This window comes from Agathobaculum sp., from assembly GCF_050946325.1.
In the GTDB taxonomy this organism is placed as follows: domain Bacteria; phylum Bacillota; class Clostridia; order Oscillospirales; family Butyricicoccaceae; genus Agathobaculum.
This window is the reverse complement of sequence record NZ_JBMNUP010000019.1, coordinates 1-19,849: the sequence shown is the minus strand read 5'-3', so window position 1 is coordinate 19,849 and position 19,849 is coordinate 1. Positions and strand designations below refer to the sequence as shown.

Genomic DNA, 19,849 nt, shown 5'->3' with positions numbered 1-19,849 from the left:
ATCCACGCAACCGGCTGGTCCGGCTGGGCGATCGTGATCCGCACATACGGCCGCGGCAGGCTGTTGGCCCCTGCCGTTACCGGTAGCACGCACAGCAGCAGAAGCGCGGTGCAGAAAAGCGTACAGAGTTTTTTGCGCATCAGGACCCCCTCCTTGATTTTCAGTATAGCAGATAAAATAGCGGAAACAAGTTGCAAAGGGGGCCAAGCGGTGCGGAGCGGGCGGCTTTGCAGCTGCGTGCATGCGGGAACGGCCTGTCTAAATTATTAGTACATTTTTAGTATACTACCAACATCATATCGTATAAAAGTCTTAAAGTGAACTTAAAATAAGTTCAATTGCTTTGAGGTGTATTATGGGCAAGTCCAAACACATCGGTTTTCGCGTGGACGAGGAAACATTGGAAAAGCTGCGGTATGTCGCATCCTATGAGGGGCGCTCTATCAATGGGCATTTGATGTATTTGGCGCGGGAAGACATTCGCCGCTTTGAAAAAGAACACGGCAAAATCGACCTTTCTGACGTGCAAAAATCTTGACAAAGTTTGTTTTTCTGGATATACTGTTAAAGTTAACAGGTAAAATGCGATGAAAAAGAGGAGTATCCCCTGCTTTGCGCGTTTAGAGAGAGGGCGGTCTGGTGCAAGCCCTTCGGCAGACGGGGAGAAGGTCGCTTTGGAGCAGGAGGGCTGAAAACAGTCAGGCTCTTCCGTCCCCCGCCCACGTTACGGGCCAACGAGTGCGCGGCAGCTTTGCCGCGAAGTTAGGTGGTACCACGGAGCACGCTTCGTCCTATTATGCAGGACGGCGTGCTTTTTTTGTGCCCGAAGCTGCGCAGACAGAGCTGTTTGCCCGCCTGTGGGAGGCGGAGAACAGTGCGGCTGCGCGCCGCAGGCGCACAAGAGGGGGCAAACCCAGGTTTTCCCCCTCTTGCGAATCACTCCCTTTCTTCAGGGCGCGCAGGCGCGCACAAGCCCGTTTCTCCAACCGATTGCCGCCCGTCTGACGGGAGAAACAAGAAGGGAAAACTGCCGCCCCAGAGGGGTGCCGATGCTGTAAAAACGTTAAATAAAAAAGGAGACAGATCAATGAGCGAACTGCCCAAGACCTACGACCCGAAAGCGGTCGAGGACAAGCTGTACAGCTTCTGGAACGACTCCGGCTTTTTCCATGCCGAGGTCAATCCGGACAAGAAACCCTATACGATTGTCATTCCGCCCCCGAACGTGACCGGCCAGCTCCACATGGGTCACGCGTTTGACGAGACCCTGCAGGATATCCTCATCCGCACCAAGCGGATGCAGGGCTACGAAGCGCTGTGGATGCCCGGCACCGACCATGCGGGCATTGCAACGCAGATTAAAGTCGAGGAAAATCTCCGCAAGGAAGAAGGACTGACCCGTTACGACCTCGGCCGCGAGAAGTTCCTTGAGCGTGTGTGGGACTGGAAGCACCAGTACGGCAACCGCATCATCGAGCAGCTCAAAAAGCTTGGCTCGTCCTGCGACTGGGAGCGCGAGCGCTTCACGATGGATGAGGGCTGCTCCAAGGCCGTGCGCGAAGTATTCGTCAACCTGTATCACAAGGGTCTGATCTACAAGGGGCACCGCATCATCAACTGGTGCCCGCACTGCGCGACCGCGCTTTCCGACGCCGAGGTCGAGTATGAGACCCAGCCGGGCAAGCTGTGGCACATCCGTTACCCGCTGGCAGACGGCTCGGGCGACCTTGTCGTTGCCACCACCCGTCCGGAAACCTTTATGGGCGATACCGGCGTGGCGGTCAACCCGAATGATGAGCGCTACAAGCACCTGATCGGCAAGACCTGCATCCTGCCGATTATGAACCGCGAGATCCCGATTTTCGGCGACGAGTATGTTGACATGGAGTTCGGCACGGGCTGCGTTAAGGTTACGCCCTGCCATGACCCGAACGACTTTGAAATGGGTCAGCGCCACAACCTTGAGCAGATTTTGGTGTTGGGCGAGGACGCGACCGTGAACGAAAACGGCGGCAAGTACGAGGGTATGGACCGCTACGAGTGCCGCAAGGCGGTCATCAAGGATCTGGAAGAGGGCGGCTACCTCGTTAAGATCGAGGAGCACGAGCACAATGTCGGCACCTGCTACCGCTGCGGCACGACCGTTGAGCCGATGACCTCGGCGCAGTGGTTCGTCAAGATGGCGCCGCTGGCAAAGCCTGCGATGGACGTTGTCAACGAGGGCAAGACCAAGTTCGTGCCCGACCGCTTCTCCAAGACTTATCTGCGCTGGATGGAGAATGTGCACGACTGGTGCATCTCCCGCCAGCTGTGGTGGGGTCACCGCATCCCGGCGTTCTACTGCGACGACTGCGGCGAAATGACCGTTTCCAAGGAAGATATTCACGTCTGCCCGAAGTGCGGCAGTAAAAACGTCCGTCAGGAAGAGGATGTGCTGGATACCTGGTTCTCCTCCGCGCTGTGGCCGTTCTCCACGCTCGGCTGGCCGGAAAAGACCAAGGAGCTGGAATATTTCTACCCGACCTCTACGCTGGTTACCGGCTATGATATCATTTTCTTCTGGGTGGCGCGCATGATCTTCTCCGGTGTGGAGCACATGGGCGAGACCCCGTTTGAAACCGTGTATATCCACGGTCTGGTGCGCGATGCGCAGGGCCGCAAGATGTCCAAATCGCTGGGCAACGGCATTGACCCGCTCGAGATCATCGACCAGTATGGTGCGGATGCGCTGCGCTTTACGCTTGCCACCGGCAACAGCCCCGGAAACGATATGCGCTTCTCGGATGAGCGCGTGCAGGCCAGCCGCAACTTCTGCAACAAGATCTGGAATGCGTCCCGCTTCATTCAGATGAACCTGACGATCGATAAGGACGCAAAGGCGGAGCTGCCTGCGGAACTTGCGATCGAGGACAAGTGGATCGTGTCCAAATACAACACGCTGGTGGCCGAGGTCACCCGCAATATCGACCAGTACGAGCTGGGTCTGGCGGCCTCCAAGCTCAACGACTTTATCTGGGATAACTTCTGCGACTGGTATATCGAGATCGCCAAGACCCGCCTGCAGAACGGCGATGAAAATGTGCAGAAGGTACTGTGCTATGTGCTTTCCGGCGCGATGCAGCTGCTGCATCCGTTTATGCCGTTCATCACGGAAACCATCTGGCAGGCGCTGCCGCACGAGGGGCCGTCGGTCATGGTGTCCCAGTGGCCGGAATATGATGAAACGCTGCACTTTGCCGCGGAGGAAGCGCAGATGGAAACGCTGATGGACGCAGTGCGCGCCATCCGCAACCGCCGCAGCGAGATGAACGTGCCGCCCTCCAAAAAGGCCAAGGTGCTCATCCTTTCGGAAAAGAAGGAGACCTTTGCCGCAGGCGCGGGCTTCTTCCCCAAGCTGGCGTATGCGTCCGAGATCGAGCTGATCGACGCAGTGCCGGAGGATGCCGCCAAAATGGCGTCGGTCGTCACGGGTGACGCGCAGCTCTATATGCCGATGGGCGATCTGATCGACTTTGCGGCCGAGCGTGCCCGCCTTGCCAAGGAAAAGGCCAAGGTGGAGGATGACATCGCGTTTGTCATGAAAAAGCTGAACAACCCGAAGTTTGTCGACAAGGCGCCCGAAAAGGTCGTCGCGGTCGAGCGCGAAAAGGCAGAGAAGCTCCGCGAGCATCTGGCAAAGCTGGAGGAATCCATCGCTGCGCTGGGTTAAATCCGTGTATCATCTAAAAAAGAACCGCCTGCGGGCGGTTCTTTCAGCTTGTCGAAAAAGTATTTTGTCAATGGATAGACCCACAATACGCGCGGCAGCGCGCGTAAAACAGCATTTGCAGCGCAAATGCATAAAAAGTCAGGACAGGTGCCTGACTTTTTATACTTTGAGAGAGAAAAAGTTTCTGCATAGGAACTTTTTACTCGTCCATGACCCACGTAGTCCAAACATAGATTGTCGGAAAACAAAGTTTTTCGACAGTCTCAGAACCGCCTGCGGGCGGTTCTTTGCTTTTTGGCGCGCAAGGTGTTATAATACTGCCATTACTACGATGTAAGGAAAGGGTTTATCATGGATACCGATATTCCGAAAACAGCAATAGAATATATTCACACGCTGGGACGCTTTTCCGGCAAGCCCGGCCTGCACCGCATCCGCGCGCTGTGCGCGGCGCTCGGCAACCCGCAGGACGGACTGAAATTTGTCCATGTGGCGGGCACCAACGGCAAAGGCTCGACCGCCTGCATGACCGCCGCGGTTTTGCAGGCGGCAGGTTATCGGGTCGGGCTGTATACCTCGCCCTATCTGGTGCAGTTTCACGAGCGTATCCGCATAGACGGCGCGCTCATTCCGGACGCGGACCTGACCCGTCTGGCCGAGCGGGTGGCCGTGGCCTGCGAAAGCCTGTCCCTGCCGGAGGGAGAGACCATCGGCGAGTTTGAGTTCACCACCGCGCTGGCCTTTCTGTATTTTGCCGAGCAGGCGTGCGACATTGTGGTGCTGGAAACCGGCCTGGGCGGCCGGTGCGACGCGACCAACGTGATTGCGCGGACGGAGGTGTGCGTGATTACGCCCATTTCGCGCGATCATATGACGGTACTCGGCAATACGATTGCGGAAATTGCGGAAGAGAAGGCGGCGATTATCAAACCGGCCTGCGCCGTTGTCTGCGCGGCGGGCCAGGAGCAGGACGCGCTTGCCGCCATACGGCGGGCTGCCGGCGCTGTGGGCGCGGTTTTGCTGCATGGGCGGCCGGAAGACTGCAAGCTGCTGCGCTGCGGCATTGTCGGCTCTGCCTTTGTTTATGAGGGGCAGGGCTATACGCTGGCCATGCCGGGACGGCACCAGATTCAGAATGCGCTGACCGCGCTGCGCACCATAGAGGCGCTGCGTCTGCGTGGATGGGAAATTCCGGTTTCTGCGGCGGTTTGCGGGCTGGCCAGAGCGCGTATGCCGGGACGGCTGGAACGCCTGCGGGAAAATCCGCTGGTGCTGCTGGATGGGGCGCATAATGCGGCAGGCGTCCGCGCGCTGTGCGCGGCGATCGACGAGATGCTGAAGATGCGCCGCCTGCACATTGTCATCGGCATGGTGCAGGATAAAGAGTATGAAACCTGTATCGACGAGCTGGCGCGCCGCGCCGATGCAGTCTATGCCTGCGCGCCCGCGGAAAATGACCGTGCGCTGCCTGCGCAGACCGCGGCTGCACTGGCAGAGCGGCGCTGCACCGAGGTTTATGACTGCGGCAGCGCGGAGCAGGCCATTGCAAAGGCGCTGGAAAACGCAGCGCCGCGGGACTGCGTTCTCATCTGCGGCTCGCTTTATCTGGTGGGCGAAGCCGAAAAAATACTGCGCTCACGACAGAAAACGGCAGAATAAAACGGAAAATAATGGTAAACTTGGGCTTGTACCGCAAAGGGTACAAGCCTTTTTTTGCCAAAAAAGCATGTTGAGGTGAAAAGTATGCTGCAAATCACACAGACGGAACAGAGCGGCACGCTGACCGTTCGGCTGGCAGGCGAGCTGGACCACCATGCCGCGCGCGCCGCTATTGAGCAGGCGGAGGATCTGCTTGTGCTGTATCCCTGCGAAAAACTGGTGCTTGATCTGTCAGGGCTGACGTTTATGGATTCGTCCGGCCTGGCGGTTGTGCTGCATCTGCATCGGACCTGCGCGCGCAGCGGGCGGGATTTTGTTGTGTATGGCACGCCGCCGCAGCCGATGCGGGTGTTTGAGGCGGCGGGACTGCCGCAGGTGATGATTTTTGAAAGGGGGGATGGAGATGCGCGCAGTCATCAATAAAATGAGCCTGAAATTTGAAAGCCGGTCGGTGAACGAGGCGTTTGCGCGTCAGGCGGTCGGCGCGTTTGCGGCGCAGCTTGACCCGACGATGGAAGAACTGGGCGATATCAAAACTGTTGTTTCCGAAGCGGTGACCAACGCGATTGTACATGGATATGCCAATAAAATGGGGTTTATCACGGTTACGGTGCGCCTGCTTGAGGGGCGTGTGTTTGAGCTGAAGGTGAAAGACTCCGGCTGCGGCATTGAAAATATTGAGCAGGCGCGCCAGCCCATGTTTACAACAGGCGACGACACGCGCAGCGGCATGGGATTCACCATTATGGAGACCTTTACGGACAAACTCCGCGTGCGCTCCGCCCCGGGCAAAGGCACGATTGTGACTATGGTGAAAGCGCTACAGGAGCGGCCGGCGTGACAGCGGAAACCCGCGGACTGCTGCGGGCGGCGCAGTCAGGCGACAGCGGCGCCGAGGCGCGGCTGCTGGAGCAGAACAGCGGCCTGCTCTGGTCGGTCGCGCGGCGGTATTACGGACGCGGCGCAGAGCCGGACGATTTGTACCAGCTTGCCTGCGTGGGTTTTATCAAAGCGGTGCGCGGGTTTGAGCCGGACAGAGGCTGGGAATTTTCCACCTATGCCGTGCCCAAAATTGCGGGCGAGATCCGCCGTTTTCTGCGGGATGACGGGGCGGTCAAGGTCAGCCGTGCGGTTAAGGAACGCGCGGCGCGGGTGCGCAGAGTGCAGAGCGAGCTGGAAAGCCGCACCGGACGGTCGCCGACCGTATCCGAACTGGCGTCGGCCACCGGACTGACGGCCGAAGAAGTGGCCGCATGCGAGCAGGCCGAAGTATCGGTCGATTCATTGGAGCGCGAGCTGTCCGGCGGCGGACGGCTGGGAGACCTGGTAGGCGACGAGGGCATGGAGGAGCGCACCTGTCTGTATCTGTCGCTGCGCGAGGCGATGGCCGCGCTGCCCAGCCGAGACCGCGAGGTGCTTGCGCTGCGCTTTTCACGCGACCTGACGCAGCAGCAGACGGCAAAAATCATCGGCGTGTCGCAGGTGCAGGTATCGCGTATTGAAAAGCGCGCGATTCAGGCGCTGCGGGAAAAACTGCTGGAATAGCAGGCGGATGGAGAGCGTATGCTCTTCTCCGGCAGAGAGCTGCCGCGCAGCGTCTCCCCTCTGCATCTGCCTGTATGACAGCACGGAAACAGCAATGCCGTCCATCAAACCTGTTTGATGGACGGCATTTTGCTGTCAAAACACTTTGACAAATCTATATTTTCTGCATAAACTGCGCGGCGGACTTAGCCATCAGGCGCTTGGTGCCTTTCTGATCAAACGCAATCTCAAGCAGGGCATCCCCGCCCATGGGCTTGACGGACACCACCATCCCTTCGCCGAACGCCTTGTGGCGCACGCGGCAGCCAGCGGCAAAATCGGGCAGCGGCGCGGCGTTCCGTGCGGCCGGTGCGGAGAAAGAAGACGCTGCCGATGCCGCCGCGGATGTATACCGCGCCCGCGCGACCTGTGCGCGCGGCAGAGTGGGATCGGCCTGCGTGGCGGACTGGAACATCCGCGCGTCACCGATATTGCTGTCGAGCAGCTCACGCGGCATTTCGTCGATAAAGCGGGAGGGATGCGCGTACTGGGTGCGGCCGTACAACATACGGCGTTCCGCGCAGGTCAGATACAGCTGCTCCTTTGCGCGGGTAACGGCAACATAGCACAGCCGCCGCTCCTCCTCCATATCTTCTTCGCGCTCCATCGCCCGGAAGCCGGGGAACAGACCGTCCTCCATACCGGCAAGGAATACCACCGGAAATTCCAGCCCCTTGGCGGAGTGCATGGTCATCATCAGCACAGCGTCCTCTTCCTCGCCGGACTGGTCGGCATCGGTATACAGCGCCATTTCCTCCAGAAAGCCGGCAAGCGAAGCATCGTCATGGTCGTTTTCGTAGCTGACGATATGGGATTTCAGCTCTTCGATATGCTCGATACGGCCCTGCTCCTCCACGCCGCCCTTGAGCTCCAGTGCGCGGACGTAGCCGGTTTTGTCCAGCAGTTCATCATACAGCTCGGAAAGCGAGAGGAACGCCCGCTGCTGCCGCAGGTTTTCCATCATCGTGCCGAACTTCTCCATCGCGCCCGCGCCGCGCGAAAGCGCGGGGAACTGCGCAGCGTTGCGTACCACATCGTACAGCAGCATCCCGTTTTCCAGCGCCAGCTGCGCGGCGGTTTCCACCGATTTATCGCCGATCTTGCGGGCGGGCACGTTGATGATGCGCCTGAGGCGCAGCTCATCGGCGGGGTTTTCCAGCACCCACAGATATGCGAACATATCGCGCACCTCGGCGCGGGAGAAGAAGTCGCGCCCCTTATACACACGGTACGGGATGCCCGACCGGATAAACGAGGCGGCAATATTATCCGAAAGCACGTTGTTGCGGTACAGCACGGCAAAATCGCTCCAGCGGCGTCCTTCCTCCACCCCGGCGCGGATGGTATCCGCAATATAGGCGGCCTCGCCCTCCTGACTGTCCGAGCGGTGCAGGCGGATCTTGCTGCCGTCGCCGTGGTCGGTCCACAGCTCCTTTCCCTTGCGGCCGGTGTTGTTGCGGATGACCTCGTTGGCGGCGTTCAGGATGTTGCCGGTCGAGCGGTAGTTCTGCTCCAGCCGGATGGTGCGCGCATCCTTGAACTGCTTTTCAAATTCCAGAATATTGGTAATCGTGGCGCCGCGGAATTTGTAGATGGACTGGTCGTCGTCACCCACCACGCAGATGTTTTCATAGTAGCCCGCCAGCAGGCTGGTGAGCACATACTGGGCGTAGTTGGTATCCTGATATTCGTCCACCAGCACATAGCGGAATTTGTGCTGGTAATATTCAAGCACCTCGGGATTGTTTTGCAGCAGCAGCACGGTTTTCATGATGATATCGTCAAAATCCAGCGCACAGGCTTTTTTCATCTCGCGCTCGTACAGGCGATAAACATCCGCCACCTTTTCGCGGAAGTAATCGCCCGCCGCGTCCGCTGCAAACTGCCGGGGTGTCATCAGCTTGTCCTTGGCGCGCGAAATCATTCCGATGACCGTGCGCGGGTCAAACGCCTTGGGGTCAAGGTTCAGCATTTTGAGCACATTGGTGATGACCCGCTTTTTATCGTCCTCATCGTAGATGGTGAAGGCGGTTTCAAAGCCCAGCAGGTCGGCGTGCCGCCGCAGAATGCGCAGGCAGGCGGTGTGGAAGGTATACGCCCACACCGCGGATGCGGCCTCCTCATCGTCCAGCGCGGCGGTCAGGCGTTCGCGCAGCTCGCGCGCCGCCTTGTTGGTGAAGGTGATGGCAATGACCTCCCACGGTTTTGCCGGATACAGGGCGCACAGCGCTTCGGCGCGCGCGCGGTTTTCCGGACGGGGGTCGGTCAGGTATTCGGTCAAAAAAAGCAGGTCGGCTTCGGTCGCACCGGCAGGGGCAAGGTCGCTCGTCAGCCCCTGTCCGAAGCGCAGGATATTGATGATGCGGTTGATGAGCACGGTGGTTTTGCCGCTGCCCGCGCCCGCCAGAATCAGCAGGGGGCCCTCGGTGGCAAACACAGCCTCGCGCTGCTTGTCGTTCAAATTGGAAAAGCGCTGCTCGATGACCGCACGCCGCACGGCGGCATATTTCAAATCGAATTTGGTCGGTTGCATAGGTATCCTCGTTTCGTTATGGCAATACAAAAACAGTATAGCATAACCGGACAAAGAAAACAAATGTTCTTATGGGTTCTCTTGCTGCAAGAGCCTTTCAAAACATTGTCTGCACAGAGCGCCGCTTCGTGAATCATTATGCCTGTTCTCTCCAAGTGTTATTATTGTTGTGTTCATTGTAAATACTATATTATTCAATAACAATGAATAAATCAACAATTTTATTCAATTTATAGAGAAAAGGATTGGAGATACACTATTACCGAGGTGAGTAAAATGGACTTTGCACACTCGGACCGCTATCGAAAGCTCGGGTTAAATATACAATATTATCGCAAAGAGCGCAGTTTTTCGCAGGAAAGGCTGGCAGAATGTGCGGGCATTTCCGTTTCTCTGCTGGCAAAAGCGGAAAATGCGTTTGCGGGGATTTCTCTGGATACGCTTTTTCGCATCGCCGATGCGCTTGAAGTCGAGCCATATAAGCTGCTCAAATTCCGCGACTGAAAAAAACCTTCCCGATCAAGGGAAGGTTTTTTATTATACGATTCCGAACAGATGGCATGCGGCATGCACGGCAAGGCACAGCGCAATGCCGAAGACGGTGGGCAGCGCGGCGGCCGCAAGCGTCCATTTGACGCTGCCGCTTTCTTTCCAGATCGTCAGGCAGGTGGTGGAGCATGGCCAGTGCGCAACGGTGAACAGCAGCGTACACAGCGCGGTGACATTCGTCCAGCCGTTGGCGATGAGCAGCGCCCGGAAAGAAAGCAGGTTGCCCACATCGCCCAGCGTGCCTGTGGCAAGGTAGCCCATGACGATCAGCGGCATCACCAGCTCATTTGCCGGAAAGCCGAGGATAAAGGCGAGCAGGATGACGCCGTCCAGCCCAAGCAGCCGCCCAAAGGGGTCAAGCAGCGCGGTCAGATGCTGGAACAGCGGCGCGCCGCCGACGGTGATATTGGCAAGCAGCCAGATCAGCGCGCCCGCAGGCGCGGCCACGGCGGCCGCCCGGCCGAGGATGAACAGCGTGCGGTCGAACACGCTGCGCACGATGACTTTGCCGGCCTGCGGTGCGCGGTAAGGCGGCAGTTCCAGCGTATAGGAGGAGGGAACCCCCTTGAGCATGGTTGCGGACAGCAGACGGGACGCGGCAAGCGTCAGCCCCACGCTGCCGGCAATGACGGCGGTCAGCAGCAGCGCGCCGCCGGCCGAATTGCCGGCGAAAAAGACCGAGCAGAGAAAAATGAGCAGCGGAAAACGGCCGTTGCAGGGCGCGAAGCTGTTGGTGAGCATGGCGATCAGCCGCTCGCGCGGCGAATCAATGATGCGGCAGCCGGTTACGCCGCAGGCGTTGCAGCCAAACCCCATGCACATGCACAGTGATTGCTTGCCGCAGGCGTGCGCACGGTGAAACGCATGGTCAAGCTGAAAAGCAACGCGCGGCAGATAGCCCGCGTCTTCCAGCAGGGTGAACAGGGGAAAGAAAATGGCCATCGGCGGCAGCATGACGGAGACAACGGTAGCCGTTACCCTCCAGATGCCGTCTGCCAGCAGCGAAACGAGAAACGGCGGCAGGCCGAGCGATCTCAGCGCCGCGGCGAGCGGCACAGTCAGGCCGAGCAGATGCGCGCTCAGCCACTCGCTTGGGATATTTGCACCGGCCAGCGTGATGTAAAACACCAGCGCGAGCAGCAGCAGCATAAGCGGCATGCCGAAGCGGCGGCTGAGCAGCACGCGGTCGATGCGGCGGTCGCGCTGGCAGGCGTGTTCGTTCTGCATAACGCAGGTCAGGGCGATTTCCTCCGCGCGCAGCGCGGCCGAGGCGGTCAGCATGTCGTCCACCTGCTCGGCGGTCATGCCCTCGGGCGGCTGCCGTACCAGCGCGGAAAGCGCCTGTGCGCGCGGCAGGCCGGTTTGAGCCGCGGCCTGTTCCAGCACGGCCGGATAGCGGATTTGTGCAACGCCGTCCGATACCGGCGATTCCAGCGCACGGCAGACCGTGCGTTTGAGCTGCTGCAGCCCCTGCCCGCGCCGCGCCGCGCACGGGACAACGGGAATGCCCAGCTCGCTTTCCAGCGCGTCTACGTCAATTTCGATATGCTTTTTGCGCGCTTCATCCATCAGGTTGAGGCACAATACAGCGTTGGGCATGGCCTCCAGCACCTGCAAAACCAGAATCAGATTGCGCTCCAGACAGGTGGCGTCCGCCACCAGCACGGTCAGGCCGGCTTCGCCCGATTGCAGAAAATCGCGCGCGGCGCGCTCCTCTTCTGAGCGGGCGCGCAGGGAATAAGTACCCGGCAGATCAACCAGCGTCAGCCGCGCATCGCCGCAGCGCATGGCGCCATATGCGCCTGCGACGGTTTTTCCGGCCCAGTTGCCTGTGTGCTGGTGCGCGCCGGTGAGCGCGTTGAACACGGTCGATTTGCCGACGTTGGGATTGCCGGCCAGTGCGACAACGGGCGTGCTGTTTGTCACGGTGCCACCTCCATTTCAATCTGTACGGCATCGTCGCGGCGCAGCGCGATGACCGCGCCGCGGATGAGATAAGCGGTTGGGTCGCCGGCAGAGGCGCGCTGCAGGCAGGTTACATGGGTGCCCGTCACCAGGCCAAGGTCCTGCAGGCGGCGGCGCATGCCGCCTTTCAGATGCAGGGCGCAAACCCGCGCCTGTCAGCCTTCGGGCAGAACGGACAGGGGGAAAGTGATAGGTTTGGTCATGACTTCAGTCCTCGCTTATGAATTGGCCGGACCCGACGGGCGGGCGCACGGTCACTTCATGCTATGCAGCCGCATGGAGGGCGGTGCGGGTCTGCCGGAAAGAGGGAGAGAACATAAAAAAACGCTGCCCAAAGGCAGCGTTTTTGCGTCTGTTGAAAATGGCTTGCCAGCGGATCATTCTGCGCTGGACAGCATCAGCTTGATGCGGTTTTCCTGATTGATTTTGGATGCGCCGGGGTCATAATCGACTGCGACGATATTGGCTTCCGGATAAATTTCGCGCACCTTGCGAATCATACCCTTGCCGACGATGTGGTTGGGCAGGCAGCCGAAGGGCTGGGTGACGACAATATTGCGTACCCCCTCGGTAATCATCTCTACCATACCGGTCGGCAGCAGCCAGCCTTCGCCCATTTTAACGCCTTCGCCGATGATGCCCTGCGCCTTCAGGCGCACCTGTTCAAACGGCAGCGGCGCGCGGAAGCGGCCGTCCTTCTGCATCAGTTTGATGATGTCTGCCTGCTTGCTGAGGACGAATTGGTACACCAGCTTATAGACGGCGGCGTTTTTCGCGTTGCGGCCGTAGAGCTGATGGTCGATCACCGCGTTATACAGCGAGTACAGACAGAAGTCCATCAGGCCGGGCAGCACGGGTTCGCAGCCCTCGCTCAGCAGGAAACGCTCCAGATTGTTGTTGCCGAGCGGAGAGAACTGTACATAAATTTCGCCCAGAATGCCAACCTTTTTCTTGGGAACGGATTTGTCCAGCCGGACACGGCCGAATACGTTCAGCACATATTGATAGAGGTGGCGGATTTCGCTGTAATGGATGACGCGGTGCGCCTGAAAACGTGCGGTCACGGCCTTCATGCAGATGACGATGGCCTTATCGGTAGAACCGGGGACGACTTCATATGGCCGGCACTGATTGGCCACGTTGGTGATCAGGTCGCCGATCAGCAGCGCATAGGCTACCTGAATCAGCATGCGCTTGGTCAGCTTGAAGCCGGGGTTTTCTTCCAAACCGGAAAAGTTGAGCGAGATAACCGGAATAAAGGAAAGGTTGTTTTTTTCCAGCGCCTTGCGCAGCAGATGGATATAGTTGGAAGCGCGGCAGCCGCCGCCTGTCTGCGGCATGATGAGCGCAAGCTTGTGTACATCATACTTGCCGCTGTGGATGGCATCCATCAGCTGGCCGATAACCAGCAGGGCCGGATAGCAGGTATCGTTATGGACATTTTTCAGGCCCTCTTCTACAATGTTGGGGCCTTCGGTGTTCAGCAGTTCCAGATTGTAGCCGTAGTTGCGCATCAGGCGGCAAACCAGGCCAAGCTGTACGGGCAGCATATTGGGGACGAGAATGGTATAGTCCTTCCGCATCTCCTCTGTGAACTGCGGACGCTCGTAAGCGTCAGCCGTTGTGTTGTTGTGCAAGTTTTCTGCCCTCCTCCACGGCGGCCAGCATGCTGCGGATACGGATTTTGGCCGCACCGAGGTTGCTGATCTCGTCGATTTTGAGCTGTGTATAAATTTTGCCGCCGGCTTCGCAGATAGCGCGCATTTCGTCGGTGGTAATGGCGTCAATGCCGCAGCCGAAGGACACGAGCTGGATAAGCTGCGCGTTTTCCTTCTGCGTGACAAACTTGGCGGCGCCGTACATGCGCGAGTGGTAGGTCCACTGGTTGAGCACATGGACCTCGGGTGCCTCTGCCAGATGCCAGACAGCGTCTTCGGATACAATCACAAGCCCGAACGAGGAAATGAGCTGATCGATGCCGTGATTGATTTCCGGATCAACGTGATAGGGCCGTCCGGCGATGACCGCAATATCCAGCCCGTGTTCGTCTGCATAGGCAATCGCTTTTTTGCCTTCCGCGCGCACGGCGGCATAATAATCGTCCAGCGCCTGATAGGCGGCGTCTGCCGCTGCGGCGACCTGCTTCTTTTTGATCTGCGGATATTTGCCGCAGAAAAACCGTGCGGCCTGCTGCACAAAACGTTTGCGGTCGGACAGCTCAAAATACGGCATCATAAAATCAATATCCTGCAATGCGCCCACATTGGCCTGCAAAAGTTCCGGATAGTAGGCCACAACCGGACAGTTGTAACAATTGGTCGCGCGGCCCTCATCCAGATTGTATGTCATGCAGGGATAGAAAATAGCGTCTACGCCTTTTTGCAGCAGGTTTTCGATGTGTCCGTGCATCAGCTTGGCGGGATAGCATACCGTATCCGACGGAATGGAGTGCTGGCCAAGCTGGTACATATCGCGCGTGGAAACATCGCTCAGCACAGGCTCAAAGCCGAGCGAACGGAAGAGCGTTGTCCAGAACGGCGTCAGTTCGTAGAAATTCAGGCCGAAGGGCAGACCGATTTTGCCGTTCGGCATAGGCTTGCCGCTGGGTTCGCCGTAGCTGCGGAGCTTTTCCAGCTTCCAATGATAGAGGTTGGGCAGGTCCATTGCCTTGGCTTTGCCAAGCGGCCGCTCGCAGCGGTTGCCCGAGATGAAGCGGCGTCCGCCGCCGAAATCGTTGATGGTCAGGCTGCAGTGATTTTCACACAGGCCGCAGCGGGCAGACTTGACATGGTGCTGGAAACCGGCAAGGATTTCCGGCCCAATCAGCGTGGTCTGCGCCGGACGGTTGTCCTTGGCGTGCAGCGCCGCACCGTAGGCGCCCATCAGGCCGGAAATGGCAGGACGGGTGACGTTGCGGCCGATTTCCTGCTCAAAGGAGCGCAGAATCGCGTCGTTCAGGAAGGTGCCGCCCTGCACCACAATATTCTGGCCCAGTTCATCCGGCGAATGGGCGCGGATGACCTTATACAGCGCGTTTTTGACGACGGAGACCGATAAACCGGCCGAAATGGCGTCAATCCCTGCGCCGTCCTTCTGCGCCTGCTTAACCGAGGAGTTCATAAATACGGTGCAGCGTGAGCCGAGGTCGATCGGGTGCTCCGCAAACAGACCCAGCTTGCAGAATTCCTCAATCGAGTATCCCATCGAGCGGGCGAAGGTTTCAATAAAAGAGCCGCAGCCTGAGGAGCAGGCTTCGTTCAGGGAAATATTGTCAATGCATTTATTGCGGATTTTGAAGCATTTGATATCCTGCCCGCCGATGTCGATAATGAAATCCACATCAGGGCAGAAATGGCGCGCCGCCCTAAAATGCGCGACCGTTTCCACCAGGCCGAAATCCACGCCGAAGGCATTCTGGATGAGCGCTTCGCCGTAGCCGGTTACCGCGGAAGAAACGATGTGTACGCGCTCGCCGCACAGTTCATACAGGCGGGTGAGCTGCTCGCGGATGACATCCGCGGGGTTGCCCTTATTGGATTGGTAGTGATGAAACAGGATCTGGTTGTCTGCACCAATCAACACCAATTTGGTCGTTGTTGAGCCGCAATCAATGCCGAGATAGGCGTCGCCCTCATACACGGTGACGTTTTCGGTCATTACATCGTGTACGCCGTGGCGATGTTTGAATTCCGCATACTGCGCGTCGTTTTCAAACAGCGGCGGCAGATACTGCGCCACAACCGGCGCGTCTGCGGCTTTTTCCAGCGCGCCCAGCAGCGAATCGAAGGTGTACTCGGTCTGCGTGTCCCGCGCATATTCGGCTGCGCCCGCCGCAATGGCATACGGCGCGAGCGCGGGAAAGTGCGCGTGCGCGTCGTCCAGTCCCAGCGTTACCTGAAAGCGTTTTTGCAGACCCTTGAAGAAAAACAGCGGGCCGCCAAGGAACAGTACATCGCCCTTGATATCGCGTCCCTGCGCAAGTCCGGAGACCGTCTGATTGACAACCGCCTGAAAGATAGAGGCGGCAACGTCTTCTTTGCGCGCGCCTTCATTTAAAAGGGGCTGAATATCGCTTTTTGCAAACACGCCGCAGCGCGAGGCGATGGTGTGGATGCGCTCCGCTCCGGCGGAAAGCTGGTCCAGCTCGGCAGGGGTCACATCCAGCAGCACGGCCATCTGGTCGATGAAAGCGCCGGTGCCGCCCGCGCAGGAGCCGTTCATACGCTCTTCCAACTGGCCGGACAGAAAGACGATTTTGGCATCCTCGCCGCCCAGCTCGATGACTACGTCCGCCTGCGGCACATGCACGCCGACCGCCTTGCGGGTGGCGAATACCTCCTGCACAAAATCAATGCCCGAGGCTTTGGATACGCCGAGGCCGGCCGAGCCGGTGATGGCACAGCGGAGGACCGCGTCTTCGCCAACCTGCGCGCGGGCGTCCCGCACCAGCTCAACCGCTTTTTCCCGCACCTTGGAAAAGTGCCGTTCATATCTTTTGTGAATGATTTCGCCGTCGCGCACGGCGACGATTTTGACCGTCGTCGACCCGATGTCAATTCCTAAGTTTACATTCATATTGTTCAGATCTCTCCGTTTAGTCCACAAAAAAGCACACGTTAATGTGTGCGTTTCTTTAATATAATATATACGGACAAAAACCAATTGTCAATCGGCAGATATCACACATCCTGCCGGAATTAACCCTTGACAAATCGGTTGATTTTCTATAAAATATATCGCGTAACTGAATAGAACGCCTTATCGAGAGCGGTGGAGGGAACGGCCCTGTGAAGCCCGGCAACCTGCGTGTTGAAAACAGCGCGTAAGGTGCCAAATCCGGCGTAAAAACACGAAAGATGAGGGAGTAAACTGAACTTTTTGCTCCCAAAAGGGAGCATTTTTTTATACCCTCAAAACGGTAAAAGAGAAAGGAAAAAACAAACTATGGCACATCATCTTTTCACTTCGGAATCGGTCACGGAAGGCCATCCGGATAAGATTTGCGACCAGATTTCGGACGCAATCCTTAACGACATCTTAACGCATGATCCCTATGCCCGCGTGGCCTGTGAGACCACCTGCACAACGGGCATGGTCTCTGTTATGGGTGAAATTTCCACCACCTGCTATGTGGATATCCCCAGGATTGTGCGGGACACGGTGCGCGAAATCGGATACGACCGCGCCAAGTACGGCTTTGACTGCGATACCTGCGCCGTGCTGACCTCGATTGACGAGCAGAGCGAGGACATCGCGCTGGGCGTGGATAATTCGCTGGAACGCAAAGCGGGCGCGGCCGACGCCGACCTGGCAATCGGCGCGGGCGACCAGGGCATGATGTTCGGCTATGCATGCGATGAAACGCCGGAATTGATGCCGCTGCCCATCTCGCTGGCGCACAAGCTGGCAAGACGGCTGACAGAAGTGCGCAAGAACGGTACGTTCGATTACCTGCGGCCGGACGGCAAGAGCCAGGTCACGGTGGAGTATGATGAGCAGAACCGTCCGGTGCGTGTGGACACGGTGGTTCTGTCCACCCAGCACAGTCCGGAGGTATCGCTTGAGCAGATCCGGCAGGACATGATGCAGCAGGTAATCTATCCGGTGATTCCGGCAGAGCTGCTGGACGAAAAGACCAAATATTACATCAACCCGACCGGCCGCTTCGTTGTCGGCGGCCCGCAGGGCGACTCCGGTCTGACCGGCCGCAAAATCATTGTGGATACTTACGGCGGCGTCGGCCGTCACGGCGGCGGCGCATTTTCGGGCAAGGACCCGACCAAGGTCGACCGTTCGGGCGCATATGCGGCGCGGTGGGTAGCCAAGAATATTGTTGCGGCAGGGCTTGCCAAGCGGTGCGAAGTGCAGCTTGCGTATGCCATCGGCGTGGCCGAACCCGTATCCGTGATGATCGATACATTCGGCACGGGCACAGTGGCAGAGGACCGGCTCTCTGAGGCGGTGCGCCGCGTGTTTGACCTGCGGCCGGCGGCGATCATTGAGACGCTGGACCTGCGCCGCCCGATTTATAAGGCGCTGGCGGCTTATGGCCATATGGGCCGTGAAGACCTTGGCGTTAAATGGGAGCAGACGGATAAGGTTGAGGCGCTGAAACAGGCGCTGGCCTGAACGGAAAACGCTGCGGGCAGCGCGCGGTTTGGAGGCGGTAAGCCATGACGGAAGAAGAAAAAATTTTTGCAGGCAAGCTGTTTGACGCGCGCACCCAGGAATTGCGCGATATCAAGCACAAAGCGCACCTTCTTTGCCAAAAATTTAATGGGATGGATGAATATGATCCGGCCCGTCTGCCGCTGGTGCGGGAATTTATCGGAAAAATTGGCCGGAAGTATTATTTTCAGGGGCCCATTCAGTTCAACTACGGCGTACATACCTTTATCGGGGAGAATTTTTTCAGCAATTTTAACCTGACGGTTATGGATGACGCGCGGATTTACATCGGAGACAACGTGATGTTCGGCCCGAATGTGTCGCTGATGGCGACCGACCACCCGCTGATTGCGCAGGAGCGCACACAGATGCGTTATCCGGACGGGCATGTATCCATGTCTGAGTTTGCCAAGGAAATTCATATCGGCAGCAATGTGTGGCTTGCGGCAAACGTTGTGGTGCTGGGCGGCGTGACAATTGGCGAGGGCGCAGTCGTCGGCGCGGGCAGCGTGGTAACGCGGGATATTCCGGCGGGATATCTGGCCGCCGGGGTGCCGTGCCGCCCGCTGCGGCAGATTACAGAAGCGGATTCCAAGATGCACCTGCTGGCAGAGTGAGCCGGCAGCAGAAAAAGACAGGCGCGCCGGCGAGAAAGTTCGCCGGCGCGCTTTTTGACGATATGGCTACGTAAGAAAAGAAATCTCCTGCCTTTTGGCAGGAGATTTTTTCATCGGAAGAAGGAATTTAAATCCGGACAACAAGCCCGAGCCGTTTTGCAAGCATCGCGGCCTGGGCTGCGGTAACAATTGCGCCGCGCAGCTCGGCATTGGTATCGGAAACGGCCAGTCCGTCAATGTCACAGCCGGTCAGATCAAGACCGGCGAGCGGCGTATGCAGAAAGCTGGCGGCACACAGCGCGGTTTGTGAAAAACACAGATCTTTCCACATACATGCGCTGAAGGTCGCCTGGTCAAGCGCGCAGTGAGAAAATTTTACGCTGCGCAGCCGCGCATAGTCAAAGCCGGCGCCGCACAGGGCGCAGCCGGAAAAAGCGGCCTGCCGCCATCCGGTTTGCCCAAAACGGATGCCTGCGGCCTTGCAGTCCGTAAACTCGGTGCGCTCGAAAAAACTGTCCTCCCAACTGCTGCCGGATAGTTCGCATCCGCGAAATACCGCGTCGGTCAGGCTGGCGCGTTCCCAGCGGCAGCCGGTCAGGCGGCAGTTTTCAAACAGCACGCCGTGCAGCCGCAGCCCTTCGTACTCGGTGCCCGAAAGGTCGGCCCCGTGCAGAAGCAGCCCTTCCGCTGCGCATTCCTGCTGGGACAGGCGCGCAAACAGCGCGGCGGCGTCGGCAGCGGGGGTGAGCGACGCCGGCAGACGGGCGATCATGCTTTATCCAGCAGGCGGATGATTTCGTCGATCCGGCTTTCGCGGGCCTGCTCGTCGCCTGTTTCAAACGCCTGCTGCACACAGCCCAGCAAGTGGGCGCGCAGCACTTCGCGCTGCGCCTTGTGTACGAGCGATTCGACAGCCTGCAGCTGCGTGGCAATATCCATACAGTAACGGTCGTCTTCAATCATTTTCAGCACGCCGTCGATCTGACCGCGCGCGGTACGCAGCAGCGGCTCCACTTTTTTTCGGTCAGCCCTCATTCAAAGCCGACCACCTTGTAGCCGGCCTTT

At 58.4% G+C, this 19,849-nt stretch carries 15 protein-coding genes, 1 pseudogene, 1 riboswitch and 1 other annotated feature; of the genes and pseudogenes, 9 read left to right on the top strand and 7 right to left on the bottom strand.

Annotated features, from left to right (window positions below):
* Positions 1–355 precede the first annotated feature (355 nt).
* From ACOYIE_RS03090 to ACOYIE_RS03065, 6 genes are all read left to right on the top strand, one after another.
* A complete protein-coding gene (locus ACOYIE_RS03090) occupies positions 356–538 on the top strand; it encodes an Arc family DNA-binding protein (RefSeq protein WP_433410683.1) in 183 nt (60 codons plus the stop codon).
* Positions 539–578: 40 nt separating this feature from the next.
* Positions 579–797 (top strand) — a binding site (T-box leader).
* Positions 798–1,087: 290 nt separating this feature from the next.
* Complete coding sequence (locus ACOYIE_RS03085; RefSeq protein ID WP_433410682.1) at positions 1,088–3,709, top strand: valine--tRNA ligase; 2,622 nt, start codon at positions 1,088–1,090, stop codon at positions 3,707–3,709.
* A 351-nt stretch (positions 3,710–4,060) separates the two neighbouring features.
* A complete protein-coding gene (locus ACOYIE_RS03080) occupies positions 4,061–5,368 on the top strand; it encodes a bifunctional folylpolyglutamate synthase/dihydrofolate synthase (protein ID WP_433410681.1) in 1,308 nt (435 codons plus the stop codon).
* Between the two features lie 84 nt (positions 5,369–5,452).
* Positions 5,453–5,791, top strand: a complete 339-nt coding sequence (locus tag ACOYIE_RS03075; protein WP_433410680.1) for an STAS domain-containing protein — start codon at positions 5,453–5,455, stop codon at positions 5,789–5,791.
* Positions 5,766–6,209 carry an anti-sigma F factor gene (gene spoIIAB, locus ACOYIE_RS03070; RefSeq protein ID WP_433410678.1) on the top strand — a complete coding sequence of 148 codons (444 nt, stop codon included), beginning with the start codon at positions 5,766–5,768 and terminating at the stop codon, positions 6,207–6,209. The genes ACOYIE_RS03075 and spoIIAB overlap by 26 nt, the downstream gene beginning before the upstream one ends.
* A complete protein-coding gene (locus ACOYIE_RS03065; protein ID WP_433410677.1) occupies positions 6,206–6,913 on the top strand; it encodes a sigma-70 family RNA polymerase sigma factor in 708 nt (235 codons plus the stop codon). Before spoIIAB ends, ACOYIE_RS03065 begins: the two co-directional genes overlap by 4 nt.
* 154 nt (positions 6,914–7,067) lie before the next feature.
* On the opposite strand, the gene ACOYIE_RS03060 is transcribed toward ACOYIE_RS03065, so the two are convergent.
* Positions 7,068–9,485, bottom strand: coding sequence for an ATP-dependent helicase (locus ACOYIE_RS03060; RefSeq protein WP_433410675.1), 2,418 nt, complete (start codon positions 9,483–9,485; stop codon positions 7,068–7,070).
* A gap of 276 nt (positions 9,486–9,761) precedes the next feature.
* Here ACOYIE_RS03060 and ACOYIE_RS03055 point away from each other — a divergent pair, with 276 nt between their 5' ends.
* Complete coding sequence (locus ACOYIE_RS03055) at positions 9,762–9,989, top strand: helix-turn-helix domain-containing protein (protein WP_433410685.1); 228 nt, start codon at positions 9,762–9,764, stop codon at positions 9,987–9,989.
* Between the two features lie 33 nt (positions 9,990–10,022).
* Here ACOYIE_RS03055 and feoB read toward each other — a convergent pair whose 3' ends face one another.
* The 4 genes and pseudogenes from feoB to ACOYIE_RS03035 all read right to left on the bottom strand — a co-directional run bounded on the left by feoB (position 10,023) and on the right by ACOYIE_RS03035 (position 16,574).
* Positions 10,023–11,960 (bottom strand): ferrous iron transport protein B, encoded by a 1,938-nt coding sequence (feoB, locus tag ACOYIE_RS03050; protein ID WP_433410673.1) that lies wholly within the window; start codon positions 11,958–11,960, stop codon positions 10,023–10,025.
* Positions 11,957–12,139 (bottom strand): annotated as a pseudogene (locus ACOYIE_RS03045) (FeoA family protein); the annotation flags it as partial. The gene feoB and the pseudogene ACOYIE_RS03045, both read right to left, overlap by 4 nt.
* 237 nt (positions 12,140–12,376) lie before the next feature.
* The gene (locus ACOYIE_RS03040; RefSeq protein ID WP_433410671.1) at positions 12,377–13,636 is read right to left on the bottom strand and encodes a 2-hydroxyglutaryl-CoA dehydratase; all 1,260 of its coding nucleotides are present in this window, start codon (positions 13,634–13,636) and stop codon (positions 12,377–12,379) included.
* The gene (locus ACOYIE_RS03035; protein ID WP_433410670.1) at positions 13,614–16,574 is read right to left on the bottom strand and encodes an acyl-CoA dehydratase activase; all 2,961 of its coding nucleotides are present in this window, start codon (positions 16,572–16,574) and stop codon (positions 13,614–13,616) included. Before ACOYIE_RS03035 ends, ACOYIE_RS03040 begins: the two co-directional genes overlap by 23 nt.
* Before the next feature lie 180 nt (positions 16,575–16,754).
* A riboswitch (SAM riboswitch) is annotated at positions 16,755–16,862 on the top strand.
* An 81-nt stretch (positions 16,863–16,943) separates the two neighbouring features.
* Here ACOYIE_RS03035 and metK point away from each other — a divergent pair.
* Positions 16,944–18,128: a methionine adenosyltransferase gene (gene metK, locus ACOYIE_RS03030; protein WP_433410668.1), complete on the top strand. Its 1,185-nt coding sequence runs from the start codon at positions 16,944–16,946 to the stop codon at positions 18,126–18,128.
* A 44-nt stretch (positions 18,129–18,172) separates the two neighbouring features.
* Entirely contained in the window at positions 18,173–18,784 is a 612-nt protein-coding gene (locus ACOYIE_RS03025) for a sugar O-acetyltransferase (RefSeq protein WP_433410666.1), read from the top strand.
* A gap of 127 nt (positions 18,785–18,911) precedes the next feature.
* On the opposite strand, the gene ACOYIE_RS03020 is transcribed toward ACOYIE_RS03025, so the two are convergent.
* Positions 18,912–19,556 (bottom strand): pentapeptide repeat-containing protein, encoded by a 645-nt coding sequence (locus ACOYIE_RS03020; RefSeq protein ID WP_433410664.1) that lies wholly within the window; start codon positions 19,554–19,556, stop codon positions 18,912–18,914.
* The gene (locus tag ACOYIE_RS03015; protein WP_433410663.1) at positions 19,553–19,819 is read right to left on the bottom strand and encodes a metal-sensing transcriptional repressor; all 267 of its coding nucleotides are present in this window, start codon (positions 19,817–19,819) and stop codon (positions 19,553–19,555) included. Before ACOYIE_RS03015 ends, ACOYIE_RS03020 begins: the two co-directional genes overlap by 4 nt.
* Positions 19,820–19,849: the final 30 nt, after the last annotated feature.